Below are 17,973 nucleotides of genomic sequence, written 5' to 3'. Positions count from 1 at the left end.
CAAAAAGATATCAGCTAAACCAAGGTCCTATCTTAAACTGTATTGCAAAAGCCACAACTAAAATCCATACCAAAGTCACTGGAATTAATACCTTCCACCCGAGATACATAATCTGATCGTAGCGATAGCGTGGAAATGTCGCGCGTATCCATAAATACAGAAACAAGAAAAAGCAAATCTTCAGTAATAACCAGAAAAATCCTGGCACAAAAGCTAGCAGCGACCCAAGCCAAGGTATCCCCTCAAATGGTGACAACCATCCACCTAAAAACACTAAGGAAGCAATCGTTGAGATTAAAATCATATTGGCATATTCAGCCAAGAAAAATAGGCCAAAACCCATGCCAGAATATTCCACATGAAAACCAGCAACAATTTCAGATTCACCTTCAGCCACGTCAAATGGTGCGCGGTTAGTTTCAGCTAAAGCTGAAACCCAGTAGGCAACAAACAATGGCAACAAAGGTAACCAATACCAATGCCATATTCCCCCAGACTGATGCAATACAATTTCTTGTAAATTCATACTTCCAGCGGCCAACAACACCCCAACTAACGCAAAACCCATGGCAATTTCATAGGAAATTGTCTGAGCAGAAGCACGCAAAGCGCCAAACAAAGAATACTTAGAATTTGAAGCCCAACCAGCCACTAACACCCCATAGACTCCGAGTGAAGTCATGGCAAATAAAAACAATATACCCGCATTAATATTCGCTTCTACGATGCCAGGACTGAAGGGAATAACCGCCCAGGCAGCCAATGCCGGCGCCATCGTTAACACCGGCGCAATCACAAATAAATAGTGGTTAGAAGATGTAGGAACAATAATTTCCTTAGAAATCAGTTTAATGGCATCGGCAATAGGTTGTAAAAATCCACCCAACCCCAGACGATTTGGTCCATAACGACACTGCATATAACCGATGACTTTACGCTCTGCGAGCGTGAGGTAGGCAACCATAGTCACTAAAATCAGGACCAGAACAATAATTTTTATTAATACCCAAATTAGATATATTAAACCTTCCAGCACATTTGGCCTCGTATTATGGAAAATTAATGCTAAAAAGACTGTCATTCCCGCCTACGCGGGAATGACAGTCATTTTTCGTACCAGAGATGCTAATTACTACTTTGCCGACAATTCAACCTCACCCAATGCCTCACCAAACCCAGCGCAAGCATCTATACCTGCCGGAATAGACACCATACCATCCGCAATACGATCATCAATCACCAAGGGCAAAGATACGCGACTGTCTTTTTGAATTGCCGTCACCCTCACTCCTTCCAATAACTGCAGCTCTTTAGCCAATTTGGAATTAACCCGTATCACCGCCACATCATCCAAAATAGTCGCCTGCAAAGACTTCGCATGGCGCACTAAACTGTCTACTCGATACATAGGCCATTGGCCAATACGCTGTAATCCTGAAATCCTAGACCCAGGAAGTTGTAAATCAGGCCAAGCCTCATCTGGGATATGCACCTGTCTTTCCATTTGCAGTTTTAACTCATCCCGTACTTGTTCAGAAGTAACATAATCAAACCCCGATAATCCCAACAAGTTTGCCAATACTCGCACTACCTTCCAAGCTGGACGCGCTTCACCCATCGGCAGAGTCGCAGCCGACATAGACTGCCATTTGCCTTCTAGGTTGACATAAGTTCCTGAAGATTCTGCAAAAGTTGCTATCGGTAAAATAACATCAGCATAATTTTCCATTGCTTGGCTGCGAAATGCAGAAAGCACAATCACTGAATCAGCCTTAGCCAAGGCATTGTATGCGAAAGCGGCATAAGCACAATCTAATTCAGGCTCTAAGCCTAATAATAAGTAAGCTTGCAAGCCCTGCTCTAACATCTGTTTCGCATTCAACCCTGGCGTCGCGACCTTCTGGCCAGCTTCTGTGTAATGGGGTACTGCGCCAGCTAACGCAACACCTGCACTATTAGCTCCTTCCGTCAAGCTAACAAAATGACCCTGGCAAAGCTTAGCAATACAAAGTGCAAGTTCATGTACTAATGAAGCCTGTGGATGATTAATGGCGTAAGCGCCTAATAAAATAGCAGATTTCTGGCCTTTCAGTAATTGCGCGGCAATTGACTGCTCTTCCGTGTTTGGATCAATGGATTGCAACGCTGATGCAATTTTACTGGGTACTATTTGATCACTTTGCGTAAGCAATGCTTTTAATATGCCGGCTAATGCCAAAATAAAATGTTCACCACCTGCCAATAATTTTGTGCTAATGACTAGATTGGAATCGTAATCTACTGGATTGACACACAAAACCGTTGCACCGTTTTTATTAGCCTTACGCAACCGATGATTTGCCAACGGTTGTTCAAAGCGTATATCACTGCCCACTAACAAAATGCTATCCAGGGTTTCTAAATCAGCTAGCGGAAAAGTTGGATAATGTGGCAGCTGTTCTTGTTTTTGAAAATCGGCTTGGCGAATTCGATGGTCAATATTATGACAATCCACTTTACGTAGGAGTTTTTGTAATAAATAACCTTCTTCTACTGTGGCACTAGGTGAAATTAAAGCACCCATATTTTCAGGGCCACTCGTTTGTATCACTGCCCGCAAGCGGGTAACTGCTGCATTGAGCGCGGTCTCCCAATCCACTTCTCGCCATTGACCTTGGTATTTAACCAACGGTTTGGTCACACGCAAAGGACTATTCACGGCTTCATAACTAAAACGATCACGATCAGAAAGCCAGGTCTCATTAATCAGTTCATTTTCACGCGGCACAACACGCATCACATGGCGAACATCTGAATATTCTTCACCGCGGGTATGAATAAATATATTGGAACCCAAGCAATCATGGGGGGCAATCGCTGCATGTTGGCGCATTTCCCAAGCACGTGCCGTAAAACGAAACGGCTTGGATGTCAGAGCACCCACTGGACAAATATCAATGATATTACCGGATAATTCGGAGCGAATTGCGTGTTGCACATAAGTGCCAATTTCCATTTGTTCACCACGACCAGTTGCCCCTAACTCACGCAGACCGGCTATTTCTTCACCAAAACGCACGCAACGTGTGCACTGGATACAACGTGTCATTTCAGAAGAAATCAACGGCCCTAAATTTTTATCTTTGACCGAGCGCTTACCTTGATTATAACGGGAAATACCTTTTCCATAACCCATCGTCAAATCCTGAAGTTCACATTCCCCACCCTGATCGCAGATAGGACAATCCAATGGATGGTTAATCAACAAAAATTCCATGACGGCTTTTTGGGAAGCAATGGTTTTTTCAGACTGGGTAAATACTTTCATTCCTGGTGTGACGGGGGTTGCGCAGGCAGGCAGGGTTTTGGGAGCCTTTTCGACTTCTACCAAACACATTCGGCAATTGGCAGCAATGGATAGTTTTTTGTGATAACAAAACCGCGGAATATAAATACCCGCGTTATCGGCCGCCTGGATAATCATAGTCCCAGGTTCAACCTGTAATTTTTTGCCGTCTATTTCAATTTCTATCATGATGAATATTCTAAAGTTTGTTGTGATTAATCGTAACTAACTACTCACACCCTTTGAAAAAGAAGGTGAGAGTATTTTAATCTACTAAACATCTTTTATGATTAATGTGATATTCAAACTCATCCGCAAAATATTTTAAAAATCCAGCAACCGGCCAAGCAGCGGCATCGCCAAAGGCGCAGATGGTGCGGCCTTCGATATTTTTTGCGACCTGTTCCAGTTTTTGCACATCACCAGGCACACCCTCGCCGCGTTCAATGCGTTCAACCATGCGCATAATCCAGCCCGTGCCTTCGCGGCAGGGGGTGCATTGACCACAGGATTCCAGCTTGTAAAAAGTGGAAATATTCAACAATGCCCGCACCATACACACCGTCTCATCCATCACAATCACGGCAGCAGTGCCCAACATGGAGCCCGCTTGCATCAAGCTGTCATAGTCCATATTGGTTTTCATCGCCACAGCTGCGGGTAATACCTTCATAGATGTACCACCAGGAATGACTGCTTTTAATTGATGTCCTTTGCGCACCCCTCCGGCTAATTCCAGTACTTCAGCAAAGGGTGTCCCCAAAGGGATTTCATAATTTCCAGGTTTATTGACATGGCCGCTGACGCTGAAGATCTTCACACCGCCATTATTAGGCTTGCCTAGTTGTAAAAACCAGTCCGCGCCTTTCTCCATAATTACCGGCACAGATGCAAAAGTTTCAGTATTGTTAATCGTGGTGGGGCGACCATACAAACCAAAAGACGCGGGAAACGGCGGTTTAAAGCGCGGCAAACCTTTTTTACCCTCCAGAGATTCCATCAATGCGGTCTCTTCACCGCAAATATAAGCGCCTGCACCTAAGGTATTAAATAATTCAAAATCTATACCTGATCCCAAAATATTTTTGCCTAATAATCCAGCCGCCATGGCCTCACGCAAAGCCGCTTCACAGCGATTGAACGGCTCCCAAAATTCACCGCGTAAATAGTTATATCCTATAGTCGCACCCATGGCATAACCTGCGATAGCTATACCTTCAATGACTTGGTGCGGATTAAAACGCAATATATCGCGATCTTTGCAAGTTCCAGGTTCGCCTTCGTCGGAATTGCACAATACATACTTTTGACCAGGTGCATTGCGCGGAATGAAACTCCATTTTAAACCAGTGCTAAATCCTGCCCCACCCCGTCCTCGCAGCGCGGCTTTTTTAAGTTCGTCAATGATGACTTCCGGAGGAATTTTCTCACGTAATATGCGGCGCCATTGTGCATAACCACCAATACTTTCATACGTGGCTAAAGTCCAAGGTTGATCTAAATGCAGGCTGCGAAAACACACTTCATTAGACATTGTTTGACTCCAGGCCGCGAATTTCTTCTAAAATAGCATCAACACGCTCAAGGGTCAGATTTTCATGGTACTCTCGATCATCAATTTGCAACATAGGCGCACCTGTACAAGCGGCAAGACACTCAACTTCCTTTAACGTGAATTCACCATCGGCAGTGGTTTCACCTGGATGAATACCTAAACGCTGTTCCAAATGTTCGAGCAATTTTCCTGAACCGTTTAACATGCAGGAAATACTGTTGCAAACTGCAATTTTATGCCTTCCTACCGGCTCAGTTTGTATTAAGGTATAGAAACTGGCGACTTCATATACCGCTATTTTTGGCAAATCTAGATAATCTGCAACGGCATCCATCAACTCTACCGTAACCCAGCCGCCGTTTTGTTGCTGCACCAAGCGCAAAGCCATTAGTACTGCTGAACGCTTACGTTCGGGAGGGAATTTGGATATCCAATGGTCAATTTCGACACGCACTTCAGGGGATAACACTGAATCATCCCACTTGCTATTTTGCACCGATAACTGTTGGGACGCGCTCATCGGTCAATCTCTCCAAATACAATATCTAAACTCGACAAAATCGCGACTAAATCCGCAATCATATGTCCACGGCACATTTCATCCAAGGCCGCAAGATGCGGAAAACCTGCGGCGCGGATTTTCATGCGATAAGGTTTATTTGCACCGTCAGAAATTAAATAAATACCAAATTCGCCCTTAGGTTGTTCCACTGCCGCATAGACTTCTCCTACCGGCAAAGCATAGCCTTCTGTAAATAATTTAAAATGGTGTATTAATGCTTCCATATCGTGCTTCATAACAGCGCGTTTAGGCGGCACCACTTTGTCATCATCGGCCATCACGGGTCCGGGATTTTTCTGCAACCACTCCACACATTGGCGGATGATGCGATTGGACTGACGCATTTCCTCCATACGCACTAGATAACGATCATAACAATCACCGGTTTTACCTACTGGGATTTCGAAATCAATGCGATCATACACGCTGTAGGGTTGTTTTTTTCTGAGATCCCAGGGAATGCCTGAGCCACGCAACATTGGACCGGTAAAACCCAACTGCAATGCACGTTCTGCCGATACCACACCGATACCTACCGTGCGTTGTTTCCAAATGCGGTTTTCAGTTAATAAGGTTGAGTACTCATTCACCAATCCAGGAAAACGTTCAGTAAAATCCCAAATGAAATCCAGCAAGCTCCCGTTCCGATTTGCATTAATCTTATTAACTTCTTTCTCATTATGCCACTTGGAAGGTTTATACTTAGGCATTTTTATCGGCAGGTCACGGTAGACACCACCTGGGCGAAAATAAGTTGCATGCATGCGCGCGCCTGAAACTGCTTCATAGCAGTCCATTAAATCTTCTCGCTCACGAAAACAGTACAGAAATACGCTCATGGCGCCAATATCTAAGGCATGTGCACCTAACCACAACAGATGATTCATAATACGCGTGATTTCATCGAACATCACACGAATATATTCGGCACGCACAGGCGGTGTGATACCTAGCAGCTTTTCTATGGCCATCACATAAGCATGCTCATTACACATCATGGAAACATAATCTAAGCGATCCATGTAGCCTATGCTTTGATTGTAAGGTTTGGTTTCTGCCAGTTTTTCAGTAGCGCGGTGCAACAGGCCAATATGCGGATCAATTTTTTTGATCACTTCCCCGTCGACTTCCAAAATCAGACGCAGCACACCATGCGCTGCCGGGTGTTGTGGTCCAAAATTAAAGGTGTAATTGCGGATCTCAGCCATTGTTGGGTGACCCTTGGTTGCTATCGGGATGGATATAACGATTGTCTTGACGTATCACCTTGGGCACTAAGGTACGCGGCTGGATACTGACAGGTTCATAAATGCAGCGTTTTAATGTCGCATCATAACGCATTTCGACCTGTCCAATTAATGGAAAATCTTTGCGGAATGGATGCCCGATAAAACCATAATCAGTTAATATACGCCTGAGATCAGGATGACCCTTGAATGAAATACCAAATAGATCGAATGCTTCACGTTCATACCAATCAGCAGACGCCCAGATATCTAGAACTGAATCCACCTGCATCGCATCAGCATCAGGAAAAACTCGTAGCCGTATACGTTGGTTATGCAACAATGACAATAGATGGTAAACCACGGCAAATCGACCTTTTTGCCAAGCAAATACTTTTTCAGCGCCTGAAGTGTCAACAGCGCGACTAAAACCTGTGAAAGTAGTCTCTTCAGTTTCCCATTCTGAAAGACCGTACTTTAAGTAATCAACGCCACAAATATCAATCAGCTGGGTAAATTGGAATGGTGTTTCATCACGCAACGCTTGACAGACTTCACGCAGGTGTTGTGAAGGCAACTCAACTGTCAATTCGCCTTTGGCAACGACAGATGCAGAAAGCTGCTCGACAAAGCGCTGTTGAATTAATTCAGTGAGTTGTTGAATGTCGCTCATAGGTAAAAGCCTTCCCTCAATCCCGCCTAATCACATTCTGATTGCGAATTTTATTTTGTAACTGGATCACACCATAAACCAGTGCCTCAGCCGTAGGCGGACAACCGGGCACATAAATATCCACTGGCACAATGCGGTCACAACCACGTACCACTGAATAGGCATAATGATAATAACCACCACCATTTGCACAAGAGCCCATAGAGATAACCCAGCGCGGCTCAGCCATCTGGTCATAGACTTTTCTTAAAGCCGGCGCCATTTTATTGCACAGCGTGCCTGCCACAATCATGACATCCGACTGTCTTGGACTTGGGCGGAACAATCCAGCGCCAAAACGATCTAAGTCATAACGCGAAGCCGCTGCATGCATCATTTCAACAGCGCAACAAGCTAATCCAAAAGTCATAGGCCAAAGCGAACCAGAACGCGCCCAGTTAAACAGCTTTTCAACGGAAGTGGTAAAAAATCCGGGATATTCTGCATCGACAATATGCGCGTACTCTTCTTTAACTATTCCCATTCTAATGCACCTTTTTTCCATTCATAAATAAAGCCAACTAGCAAAATAAATAAAAATACCAACATAGCATAAAAACCAAAATGGCCAATATCGCGAAGAGAAACCGCCCAGGGAAATAAAAATGCAGTTTCTAGATCAAAGATAATAAACAGGATCGCAACTAGATAAAAACGCACATCAAATGGTAAACGCGCATCCTCAAATGGGCTGAAGCCACATTCATAAGCAGAATTTTTGGCAGGATTGGGACGACGTGGACCTATAACAAAACCGGCAATTAACGGCGCAAAACCAAATAACACGCCTACGCCGATAAAAATAAGAATGGGCAGATAATTTTGAAGCATGACGAAAAAACCCTCTGCATTTTTTTAAAATCTTCCTTGAAAATAACTACTTACACTTTAAAACACACTGTCATTCCCGCCTGCGCTAGAATGACAATGCTTTATATTCTTTTTGTTATTTAGGGAGTAGTCGCCCTTGAAGTATAGCTGTCGTCGTAACCTGCCATTCTGAACCTAAACTAATAATAACAATGTTAGGATGATCCAATATGGTGCCGAAGGTCGGACTCGAACCGACACGGCTTTCGCCACTGCCCCCTCAAGACAGCGTGTCTACCAGTTCCACCACTCCGGCTATTATTTTTTACTTCGCTTTATCAGGTTGAGCAGGCATAGGCGACTGGGTAGTAGTTCCTTCCAGTGGCGGTGTTGCCTTTGGCGCTGTACTCTCTCCTGCATTGATCGATGTTGGTATTTCCTGAGTCTGGTTTACAGGAAGCGGTAAAGGATTATGTTGTGGCGCTTGCCGACCAATAATTAAACTTAATATCGTGCTGGTAATAAAAAAAACAATAGCCAACCCGCCAGTCAACTTCACTAAAAACGGTGTTGAGCCTTGGCTACCGAACATTGTGCTAGAACCGCCACCAGAAAAACCTGCGCCAGCATCTGCGCCTTTACCACGTTGAATCAAAATCAAGCATACAATACAAATCGACACTAAAATATGTAATAGGGTAATTATTTGTTGCATGATAGTGCAATATCCAAAAATTCTTCAGCATTTAAAGAAGCGCCACCCACCAATCCGCCATCAATATCCGGCATGGCTAATAGTAGAGCAGCACCATCGCGCTTGAGGCTGCCACCATACAAGATTCGCAAGTTTTCAGCAACCTTTATATCATATTCTGCAACCCAGCTGCGAATTTTCGCATGGACTTCTTGTGCTGTTTCCGGCTGTGCTGTCAAACCGGTGCCTATTGCCCAAACCGGTTCATAGGCAATCACCGCTTGCTCCAAACTTTTAACGCCAGTCGGTAGAGTCAATATGGCATTCAACTGGGTTCGCAATACATCATAAGTTAATCCTTGCTCACGTTCTTGCAAGGTTTCACCTACACACAAGATTGGCGATAGGCCTGCGCGTAGTGCTGCCTGATATTTAGCAGCCACCCATTCATTGGTCTCACCAAATAAAGTGCGGCGTTCTGAATGACCTACTAATACATAACGACAGCCAAAATCACGCAACATCTCTGCGGAAACTTCACCAGTAAACGCACCCGATGGCTCTGGCGCTAAATTTTGACCACCCCAGGCAATAGTACCACTGGCTAGCAACCGCCGAGTCCGCTCTAAAAACACAAATGCGGGGAATACCGCAAGTTCGGCTGTAACTGAAGCCGCACCTTTGCTTAAGGCACGCAATAAGGCATCTACACTGGCACAGCTGCCATTCATTTTCCAATTACCGGCAATTAAAGGTTTACGCATTATTTTTTCCTACAAATAAATTCAAAATATTAAAGCGGAGAGGGTGATAAAGAATCTAATTCAGCCATTTCTTTCAAATGCGAAGAGGCTAAATGGGTTGTTCTTGCGAGTCTGTTTCTGGGTGCAGTCACTGGAGAATCCGATCTGAAACCTTGCCTTGCCGCTGGGGACAGGACAAATAGCGGGTGAGACGCTGAAAACTCCGAATAGTTACGAGCATAATCGGCCGGGGTTAAGCCTGATGCATCAGGCACTATTCTAGGCCTATAATTAAGCACACATCTTACAGTCTCAGCATTGTTAGTAAACACGGCATGATGTAAGACAGTATAACCTGTGGGATCGCGATCGCTTACATAAGCCCCCCGATCTATCATAAATTGAATTCCCCTAATATCATTATTGATGACACAACATATCAAAGGCGTTCTTCCAGAAGCATCTCGGGTGTCAATAGGTAAACCCTTCTTCCTCATTTCCTGAACCAATGATGTTCTAACTTTATCAGTGCTAGCAAGATGCAACGCAGTAGTCCCACACAAAACATTAAAATGCACATCATCAGGGTGACTGCCTTCTAGAGGAAAATCACAACGTCTACGTGATTTGAAATCAACAGGCACTCCACCGGCAATGATAGCTTTTATTACGCCAGCTTCACCCCGCATTGCTGCATAAAGCAAACACATTCCATCACGTTCTGATTGACTAAAGATTAATGATTCAACCCAATCCTCAAAACGCTCGTCTGATTTAAAAACATTAGCATCAAATTTTTTATCAAATTTATTTTTTTTATCTTCAGCAAGTTCGTAACTCATTTGATGTTCTCCAATTTTTATTGTTATTTTTGCTACTTACCCACAGAATCATCAGAGCACATTATTTTTATAATTATTGCTGTTTCTTAACTACCTCAACCAATTCTTTAGCCAATGTATTGACATGATCGTCGTTTTCCCCTTCTACCATAACACGAATAACCGGCTCTGTCCCAGAAGCACGCAATAACACCCGGCCAGAGGCGCCAAGTTTTTGTTCGGCATAGGTCACTGCTTGTTTGATCGTTTCATGATTGGCAACGGCAAATGGTTGTGTCACTGGGACATTAATCAATACTTGCGGTACCTTAGCCATACCTTGTTTAATTTCATGCAAAGACTGTCCGGCTTCACACATGGCACGCAGGACTTGTAATGCTGAGATAATTCCATCACCCGTTGTCGTTAAACCTAAATTCACGATATGTCCTGAAGGTTCACCACCTAGCATCCAACCCGCCTCTTTGAGTTGCTCCATCACAAAGCGGTCACCAACTTGAGCGCGGATAAAATTAATTTTCAAATCACGCATTGCTAGCTCAAAGCCAAAATTACTCATAATGGTGCCTACCACCCCGCCTGTTAAGCGTCCTTTTTGGTAGCTGTCACGCACCATGATAAACAATAATTCATCCCCATCGACAATCTCACCCTTGTGATCCACCATAATCACACGGTCACCATCGCCATCAAATGCAATACCTAGATGCGCATCTTCTGCCAATACTTTTTCTCTTAATACATCGGGACAAGTAGAACCGCACTTTGCATTGATATTTAAACCATTCGGTTCCGCACCTAAAGTAACCACCTTAGCTCCCAATTCACGAAACACATGCGGAGCTACGTGATAAGTCGCACCATGTGCGCAGTCAACGACTATTTTCATACCAGTGAGCGTCAGTCCATTAGGTACGGTACTTTTACAGAATTCGATATAGCGACCGGCAGCGTCTTCAATACGCACGGCTTTGCCTAGTTTTGCTGAATCCACCGTGACCATGGGCTGACTTAACTGAATTTCTATGGCTTGCTCAATGGCAACAGGTATCTTCACGCCTTGAATGGAAAAAAACTTAATGCCGTTATCGTAATAAGGATTATGCGATGCACTGATGACAATGCCGGCTTGGGCACGGAAAGTGCGGGTCAGATAAGCAATGGCAGGGGTAGGCATAGGCCCCAACAAGTGAATGTCTATGCCGGCTGCAGATAAACCCGCCTCCAACACCGACTCCAGCATATAACCGGAAATCCGGGTATCTTTACCTATTAGTACCTTGCCACCATTGCCACGACTTAACACCATGCCAGCCGCCCAACCCAACTTAAGGATAAATTCCGGGTTAATCAATGACGCACCGACAGAGCCACGAATACCGTCAGTGCCAAAATATTTTGGAGTTTGAACCATTATCATTTACCTCGGAAGTTATTGTGCTGGCAAATATGTGTTAACTGCACAAGAAATAGCCCCTGCCACTTTGATCGCCTCTACCGTTGCCTTAACATCATGCGCACGAATAATAGATGCGCCATTATTTACTGCGATTGCAGCGGCAGCTAGACTACCGTAAAGCCTTTCTTCTGCCGGCAAATCCAGCAACTCTCCAATAAACATCTTTCGCGATACCCCAACTAAAATAGGTACGCCTAGTTTTCTAAATTTATGCAAATGTGCCAATAATTGCAAATTTTGCTGTAGGTCTTTGCCAAAATTACCACTACCTATGCCTGGGTCTATTACAATCTGGCTACGTGGAATGCCAGCTGACTCACAAATTTCCAGACGCTGTTGTAAAAACTCACTCACGCTATCTATAGGAAAAACGCCTAAAGGGTCTGCCGCAACTGCAACGTCTTTACCATAAGGAAAAGACATATGCATGATACATATGGCAGCTCCCAACTGCAAAGCAACCTCTAGCGCCCCTGGCTCCCGCAATGCTCGCACGTCATTAATAAAACCTGCTCCTGCCAAAACCGCTTCACGCATCACTTCAGGCTTGCTGGTATCGATAGAAATCGGCACTGATAATTCACGCGCCAATGCCGTGATAACGGGAATAACACGCTCCAACTCCTCCTGCAAGGAAACTACTGGATGTACCCCTGGATTTGTGGGTTCACCACCTACATCAATAATAGCGGCGCCATCGGCAACCATTTGTTTGGCATGGTTTACCGCTTGATCTACAGATTGAAAGCGTCCAACGGCAGAGAAAGAATTGGGAGTGATGTTGAGAATGCCCATGACGCAAGGCATAGATAAATCGAGATATTTTCCGGCGCAGCTTAAAGATGTCATTAGTCTGTTCTATGTTTATACTAGGTTGGAGAACGTTGAAAGTGATGCAATTTGCGCTGGGAAATTTATTATTTTTATATTTTTATTATCAAAGCAAGTAGTCTCAACACCAGTTTGTGGCACAACTTCTTACAGCTGTAGCTTTTTTCCTTCTCCCACAAGGGGAGAAGGAAAAAAGCTACAGCTGTATGAGAAATTAAAAATTAACCTACTACTTCACCCCTTCCTGATCCGTTGTATTTGTTCCTGTTGAACCGCTTGTCTCAGTAGTTTCCTTAACTGGCTCCAGATGCAAATCGTCCCAATCCTTGGGTGCACGCGCTGGCTTACCTGACATCACGTCTTTAATTTGATCTTCATCTATCGTTTCATATTTTATCAAAGCTGCAGCCATCAAATGCATTATCGGGGTTTTTTCAATAATAATCGATTTAGCCCGCTGATAATTACGATCGATGATAAGACGTACTTCAGCATCTATTGTTTCAGCAGTCGCATCGGAAACCTCGCGACGTTTAGTCATAGAGCGACCTAAAAACACCTCACCTTCTTCTTCACCATAAGTTAACGGACCCAACTTATCAGATAATCCCCATTTCGTAACCATATTGCGAGCAATCTCAGTCGCACGTTCAATATCATTTGATGCGCCAGTGGTCACATGATCTAAACCAAAGAATAATTCTTCCGCTAAACGCCCACCAAATAGACCGGAAATCTGACTTTCTAAACGCCGTTTGGAATAACTATAGCGGTCTTCCTCCGGCAAAAACATGGTCACTCCCAATGCACGACCACGGGGAATAATACTGACTTTATAAACTGGATCATGATCGGGCACAGATAAACCAACTACGGCATGACCGGCTTCATGATAGGCCGTGAGTTTTTTCTGCTCTTCACTCATTACCATGGAACGACGTTCAGCGCCCATCATTAGTTTATCTTTGGCTTTTTCAAACTCTTCCATACCTACCAGACGGCGATTGGAACGTGCAGCAAATAAAGCCGCTTCGTTAACCAGGTTAGCCAAATCAGCGCCAGAGAACCCAGGTGTACCGCGCGCAATCGCTGCAGGTTTCACATCATTGGCTAATGGCACTTTACGCATATGTACCGTCAGTATCTGCTCACGTCCACGGATATCCGGCAACGGCACCACCACTTGACGATCAAAACGTCCAGGACGTAATAGTGCAGGATCCAACACATCCGGTCGATTGGTTGCTGCCATCACAATGACGCCTTCCTTACCTTCAAAACCATCCATCTCCACCAGCAACTGGTTTAATGTCTGCTCACGCTCATCATGTCCGCCGCCTAAACCAGCACCGCGATGACGGCCTACTGCGTCGATTTCATCAATAAAAATAATGCATGGCGCATGTTTTTTGGCCTGATCGAACATGTCACGCACCCTTGAGGCGCCGACACCTACAAACATTTCCACAAAATCCGAACCTGAGATGGTGAAAAATGGCACTTTGGCCTCCCCCGCCACCGCTTTTGCCAGCAGGGTTTTACCCGTACCAGGTGCGCCTACTAATAAAACACCACAAGGGATTTTACCGCCCAACTTCTGGAATTTAGTGGGATCTTTCAAAAATTCGACTAATTCTTGTACCTCTTCTTTGGCCTCGTCACAACCGGCTACATCAGTAAAGGTGACTTTGACCTGGTCTTCAGTCAACATTCTGGCGCGACTACGCCCAAATGACATCGGACCACCTCGACCACTGCCCCCACCTTGCATCTGACGCATGAAAAATACCCAGACCCCTATCAGTAACAACATTGGGAACCAGTTAATAAATATATGCATCAAGAGGCTTTCTTGTTCTGGAGGCTTGCCTTCAACATTGACGCCCTTTTTCATCAGCTCACCTAAGAGATACTGATCTTGTATCGGCATATAGGTGGTAAAAGTGGTATTGCTACGCGTAGTACCCGTGATTGACTGGTTTTCGATAGTGACGCTGGTCACATTACCTTGATCTACAGCCTGTAAGAATTGTGAGTAGGTCAGTCTTTGGCCGGTCTCACGACGTGGCCCAAAATTACTGAACACTGTGATAAGGATTATGCCTACGATGAGCCATAATAATAAATTTTTAGCCATGCCCCTTAAACCCGTTGTGATGGTAATGTAACTTCATAAGCATTCAGCCCCTAGATGGAAACGGTCAGATTTTCCCAATCTCACCCCTAAAAATTTTGGAAAATACTCGCATACCAACCACGTATGCTGCGCTTTTTCCCAAATTTTTAGGGGCAGCCTTGGAAAATTCTGACCGTTTATGCCTAGTTTAGTAGGGTCCTGAACGGTTACCTTCAATATGCTGAATAGTTACCTATCAGCTGTTCCTACTTCGTTTATAGCCAAACCCTAGTAGATAAATTTCATTTGAACGTGCACGCGATGCTTTGGGTTTGCGGATTTTCACCTGTGAAAAACCTACCCGCATATCCCGCAAAAACTCATCAAATCCAGCTCCCTGAAAAACTTTAACCAATAAACAACCCCCTGGCTTTAGTACCTTTTCCGCAAAAGCTAAGGCCTGTTCCGCAAGCAGCATGGAGCGTGATTGATCTACGTCGCCTATACCACTCATATTGGGTGCCATATCAGACATTACAAGGTCAACTGGGCAATTGTCAATGTGTGTCAACAACCTGGCTTCTACTGCTTCCTCGTTGAAGTCACCCTGGATAAACTCAACCCCAGCTAATGCGGGCATAGGCAATATATCTAGGGCAATGACTCTGCCCCCTTCGCCCACCAACTGCTTGGCTACTGCCGCCCATCCTCCAGGCGCCGCACCCAAATCGATTATAGTCATTCCAGAACGGAGCAGTTTATCGCGCTCCTGAATCTCTAAAAGCTTAAACGCTGCTCTGGATCGATAACCCGCCTTTTGGGCACGTTTAACATAAGGATCATTGAAGTGTTCATCTAGCCAGCGGGCACTGCTGTTGGTTCGGCGCATAGCTCTTTCATTTACTATGGATTAGATTTAAAATCACTCGGCAAATGGTAATCTTCTGCCTCCCAGAAACTGCTGGGATCCATCCAATAAACATCCAGTGAGTCAAATGTTGCTTTCTATCACTCCAAAATTAAAAAAACAGCTAAAAATCCAGGCTACAAGATTAAATCCTGTAATACTGATAGGAAATAAAGGCTTAACGGAGGCTGTGCAAAAAGAAATAGCCCAAGCACTAACTGCCCATGAGCTGATTAAAATCCGTTTCCATAGCAAAGACCGCGCTTTCCATAAACAGGCCGTTCTTTTGATCTGCGAATACCATGATGCTGCCCTGATCGACTCTATTGGTCATGTTAGCGTGATTTACCGTCCACAGCAAGAATCTAAATAATGAACCCGTTTTTGACTGACACAATGATATACCCATTACACCTCTAGAGGTGTAATGGGTATAAATATCAACCAACTCATTTAAATAAAAAATTATGGATTTTACAAATATACTAGTTAGCCTATTTACCCTGACTATACTTGAAGTCATTCTTGGAGTTGACAACCTGGTTTTTCTTTCAATTACCAGCAGTCGTCTGCCGCTTGCACAACAAAAAACTGCCCGTCGACTAGGATTATTGTTCGCATTATTTACACGCCTGATTTTTTTGGCTTCCGTGGTTTGGATTATCGGTTTAACCAAGCCACTGTTTACCATTATGCAACAGTCCTTTTCAGTAAGAGACTTGTTTTTGATTTTGGGCGGACTGTTTTTGCTCTACAAAGCCACCGTAGAAATTCACCACGAGTTTGAATCCAGCACCCCTGAGAAAACCCAAGCCAAATATTCAAGTTTTCTAGCCGTAGTAACGCAAATCGTCATTTTAGACATCATTTTTTCTCTGGATTCTATATTAACCGCCATCGGCCTAACGCAGCATTATTTTGTTATGGCAACTGCTATTATTATCGCTATTATTTTAATGATAATATGCAGCGAACCTTTAAGCCGCTTTATTAATGCCCACCCTACTGTGCGTATGCTGGCCTTAAGTTTCTTACTGTTGATAGGCGTGGTGCTGGTCGCTGACGGATTCCACTATCATATACCCAGAGCTTACATTTATTGCTCGATATGCTTTTCTTTGCTGGTTGAGGTCTTAAATATGCTGCGACAGCGGAAAATGCAGAAGAAAAGTTGAATCCAGTAAGATTAGTCAAACCTCAAATAGCCTGCGATTTAATATTGTTTGGAAACTACGTCGACCATCGACAATCAAAGAGATGTAAACTATTTTCTCAACTCTTTTGTAGATAATGCGATAAGGTTTGAAATATATTTCTCGATATTCATATATCCCAATAGCTGATAATTCTTTGGGATAAGACCCACGATCTGGAAACTCAGATAAGCTCTGGAAAGCATCTTCAATTTTTCCTAATATGTAATCAGCCTTTCGAGGCGCATCATGCATGGCGATATAGTTATAAATATCCTCTAAATCCATTGCAGCGCTATCAGTAATTAATACTCGATAAGACATTAGCCGCTCGTTTTGCCACTACGTAACTTATTTAATGCTTCAGTAGCCACCTGAACTTTACCCTCTTCAATCTGGCGATTGCCCAAAGCTAAAATTTTTAATAATGCCAATGTTTCTTTAGTTTTCTCATAGCTTTCTATATCCTGAATAACCATAACCGCTTTGCCATTCTGAGTAATAATCAGGGGTTCTTGCTGTTCCTGCAAATTTTTGACGACTTCAGCACAGTGGGATTTGAGATAACTAATAGGTTGAACTTGCTCTGAAAATTTCATAATGATCTCCTGCAATGTTAGACTAAATATAGTCTTAATTTAGACCCTTGTCAAAATTAAGAAGTAACTATTCACCACAGGATTGAAACGCCCATATTCTCCCAATCTCACCCCTAAAAATTTAGTAAAAATGCTCACATACTGTGTATGCTGCGCTTTTCCCTAAATTTTTAGGGGTGACCTTGGAAATATCTGGCCGTTTTGTGCGACTTCCAAAACGTATTTTAATCCCATATCAAACCCTATCGGCAATTAATGTCGCGTTGCCTCATCATTTTACCTAACTTTAGGAGGCTCCAACGTTGACTCAGAAATCACCTAACCCAAATAAGTAAAAATTTTATAGTAATATTATCAATATTATCTGTGGGCGAAGTGTGGGTAAGGTTGTGGGCGACA

At 43.9% G+C, this 17,973-nt stretch carries 19 protein-coding genes and 1 tRNA gene; 2 read left to right on the top strand and 18 right to left on the bottom strand.

Annotated features, from left to right (window positions below; genetic code table 11):
• Window positions 1-10: 10 nt before the first annotated feature.
• The 16 genes from nuoH to rlmE form a co-directional block, all read right to left on the bottom strand.
• Entirely contained in the window at window positions 11-1,036 is a 1,026-nt protein-coding gene (gene nuoH / locus VHE99_06790) for an NADH-quinone oxidoreductase subunit NuoH (protein ID HVV68719.1), read from the bottom strand.
• 96 nt (window positions 1,037-1,132) lie between these two features.
• Window positions 1,133-3,514 carry an NADH-quinone oxidoreductase subunit NuoG gene (gene nuoG, locus VHE99_06785; GenBank protein ID HVV68718.1) on the bottom strand — a complete coding sequence of 794 codons (2,382 nt, stop codon included), beginning with the start codon at window positions 3,512-3,514 and terminating at the stop codon, window positions 1,133-1,135.
• A gap of 76 nt (window positions 3,515-3,590) precedes the next feature.
• Window positions 3,591-4,859: an NADH-quinone oxidoreductase subunit NuoF gene (nuoF, locus tag VHE99_06780; GenBank protein ID HVV68717.1), complete on the bottom strand. Its 1,269-nt coding sequence runs from the start codon at window positions 4,857-4,859 to the stop codon at window positions 3,591-3,593.
• A complete protein-coding gene (nuoE, locus tag VHE99_06775) occupies window positions 4,852-5,400 on the bottom strand; it encodes an NADH-quinone oxidoreductase subunit NuoE (GenBank protein HVV68716.1) in 549 nt (182 codons plus the stop codon). Before nuoE ends, nuoF begins: the two co-directional genes overlap by 8 nt.
• Complete coding sequence (locus VHE99_06770) at window positions 5,397-6,650, bottom strand: NADH-quinone oxidoreductase subunit D (protein HVV68715.1); 1,254 nt, start codon at window positions 6,648-6,650, stop codon at window positions 5,397-5,399. The genes nuoE and VHE99_06770 overlap by 4 nt, the downstream gene beginning before the upstream one ends.
• On the bottom strand, window positions 6,643-7,341 hold the full coding sequence (locus VHE99_06765; GenBank protein ID HVV68714.1) for an NADH-quinone oxidoreductase subunit C: 699 nt from the start codon (window positions 7,339-7,341) through the stop codon (window positions 6,643-6,645). Before VHE99_06765 ends, VHE99_06770 begins: the two co-directional genes overlap by 8 nt.
• Window positions 7,342-7,357: 16 nt before the next feature.
• A complete protein-coding gene (locus tag VHE99_06760; protein ID HVV68713.1) occupies window positions 7,358-7,864 on the bottom strand; it encodes an NADH-quinone oxidoreductase subunit B family protein in 507 nt (168 codons plus the stop codon).
• A complete protein-coding gene (locus VHE99_06755; GenBank protein HVV68712.1) occupies window positions 7,855-8,211 on the bottom strand; it encodes an NADH-quinone oxidoreductase subunit A in 357 nt (118 codons plus the stop codon). The genes VHE99_06760 and VHE99_06755 overlap by 10 nt, the downstream gene beginning before the upstream one ends.
• A 210-nt stretch (window positions 8,212-8,421) precedes the next feature.
• Window positions 8,422-8,506, bottom strand: a tRNA-Leu gene (locus VHE99_06750).
• A 9-nt stretch (window positions 8,507-8,515) separates the two neighbouring features.
• Complete coding sequence (gene secG, locus VHE99_06745) at window positions 8,516-8,905, bottom strand: preprotein translocase subunit SecG (GenBank protein HVV68711.1); 390 nt, start codon at window positions 8,903-8,905, stop codon at window positions 8,516-8,518.
• The gene (gene tpiA, locus VHE99_06740) at window positions 8,893-9,651 is read right to left on the bottom strand and encodes a triose-phosphate isomerase (GenBank protein ID HVV68710.1); all 759 of its coding nucleotides are present in this window, start codon (window positions 9,649-9,651) and stop codon (window positions 8,893-8,895) included. The genes secG and tpiA overlap by 13 nt, the downstream gene beginning before the upstream one ends.
• Before the next feature lie 26 nt (window positions 9,652-9,677).
• The gene (locus tag VHE99_06735; GenBank protein ID HVV68709.1) at window positions 9,678-10,469 is read right to left on the bottom strand and encodes an ankyrin repeat domain-containing protein; all 792 of its coding nucleotides are present in this window, start codon (window positions 10,467-10,469) and stop codon (window positions 9,678-9,680) included.
• Between the two features lie 73 nt (window positions 10,470-10,542).
• Window positions 10,543-11,883, bottom strand: coding sequence for a phosphoglucosamine mutase (gene glmM, locus VHE99_06730; GenBank protein HVV68708.1), 1,341 nt, complete (start codon window positions 11,881-11,883; stop codon window positions 10,543-10,545).
• A gap of 18 nt (window positions 11,884-11,901) precedes the next feature.
• The gene (gene folP / locus VHE99_06725; protein HVV68707.1) at window positions 11,902-12,777 is read right to left on the bottom strand and encodes a dihydropteroate synthase; all 876 of its coding nucleotides are present in this window, start codon (window positions 12,775-12,777) and stop codon (window positions 11,902-11,904) included.
• Window positions 12,778-12,988: 211 nt separating this feature from the next.
• Entirely contained in the window at window positions 12,989-14,896 is a 1,908-nt protein-coding gene (ftsH, locus tag VHE99_06720; protein ID HVV68706.1) for an ATP-dependent zinc metalloprotease FtsH, read from the bottom strand.
• Window positions 14,897-15,131: 235 nt separating this feature from the next.
• Window positions 15,132-15,764 (bottom strand): 23S rRNA (uridine(2552)-2'-O)-methyltransferase RlmE, encoded by a 633-nt coding sequence (gene rlmE, locus VHE99_06715; protein HVV68705.1) that lies wholly within the window; start codon window positions 15,762-15,764, stop codon window positions 15,132-15,134.
• A gap of 106 nt (window positions 15,765-15,870) precedes the next feature.
• On the opposite strand from rlmE, the gene VHE99_06710 reads away from it, so the two are divergent.
• Window positions 15,871-16,155: a YhbY family RNA-binding protein gene (locus VHE99_06710; GenBank protein HVV68704.1), complete on the top strand. Its 285-nt coding sequence runs from the start codon at window positions 15,871-15,873 to the stop codon at window positions 16,153-16,155.
• A 94-nt stretch (window positions 16,156-16,249) separates the two neighbouring features.
• Window positions 16,250-16,957 (top strand): TerC family protein, encoded by a 708-nt coding sequence (locus VHE99_06705; GenBank protein HVV68703.1) that lies wholly within the window; start codon window positions 16,250-16,252, stop codon window positions 16,955-16,957.
• A gap of 15 nt (window positions 16,958-16,972) precedes the next feature.
• Here the strand turns inward: VHE99_06705 and VHE99_06700 are convergent, their stop codons facing one another.
• Together VHE99_06700 and VHE99_06695 are read right to left on the bottom strand one after the other, a co-directional pair.
• Window positions 16,973-17,299 carry a type II toxin-antitoxin system RelE/ParE family toxin gene (locus VHE99_06700; protein HVV68702.1) on the bottom strand — a complete coding sequence of 109 codons (327 nt, stop codon included), beginning with the start codon at window positions 17,297-17,299 and terminating at the stop codon, window positions 16,973-16,975.
• On the bottom strand, window positions 17,299-17,574 hold the full coding sequence (locus VHE99_06695) for a type II toxin-antitoxin system Phd/YefM family antitoxin (GenBank protein HVV68701.1): 276 nt from the start codon (window positions 17,572-17,574) through the stop codon (window positions 17,299-17,301). The genes VHE99_06700 and VHE99_06695 overlap by 1 nt, the downstream gene beginning before the upstream one ends.
• Window positions 17,575-17,973: the final 399 nt, after the last annotated feature.

The sequence above is a fragment of the Gammaproteobacteria bacterium genome (assembly GCA_035546635.1).
Classification (GTDB): Bacteria; Pseudomonadota; Gammaproteobacteria; order JAURND01; family JAURND01; genus DASZWJ01.
This window is presented reverse-complemented; position numbering and strand designations above follow the sequence as displayed.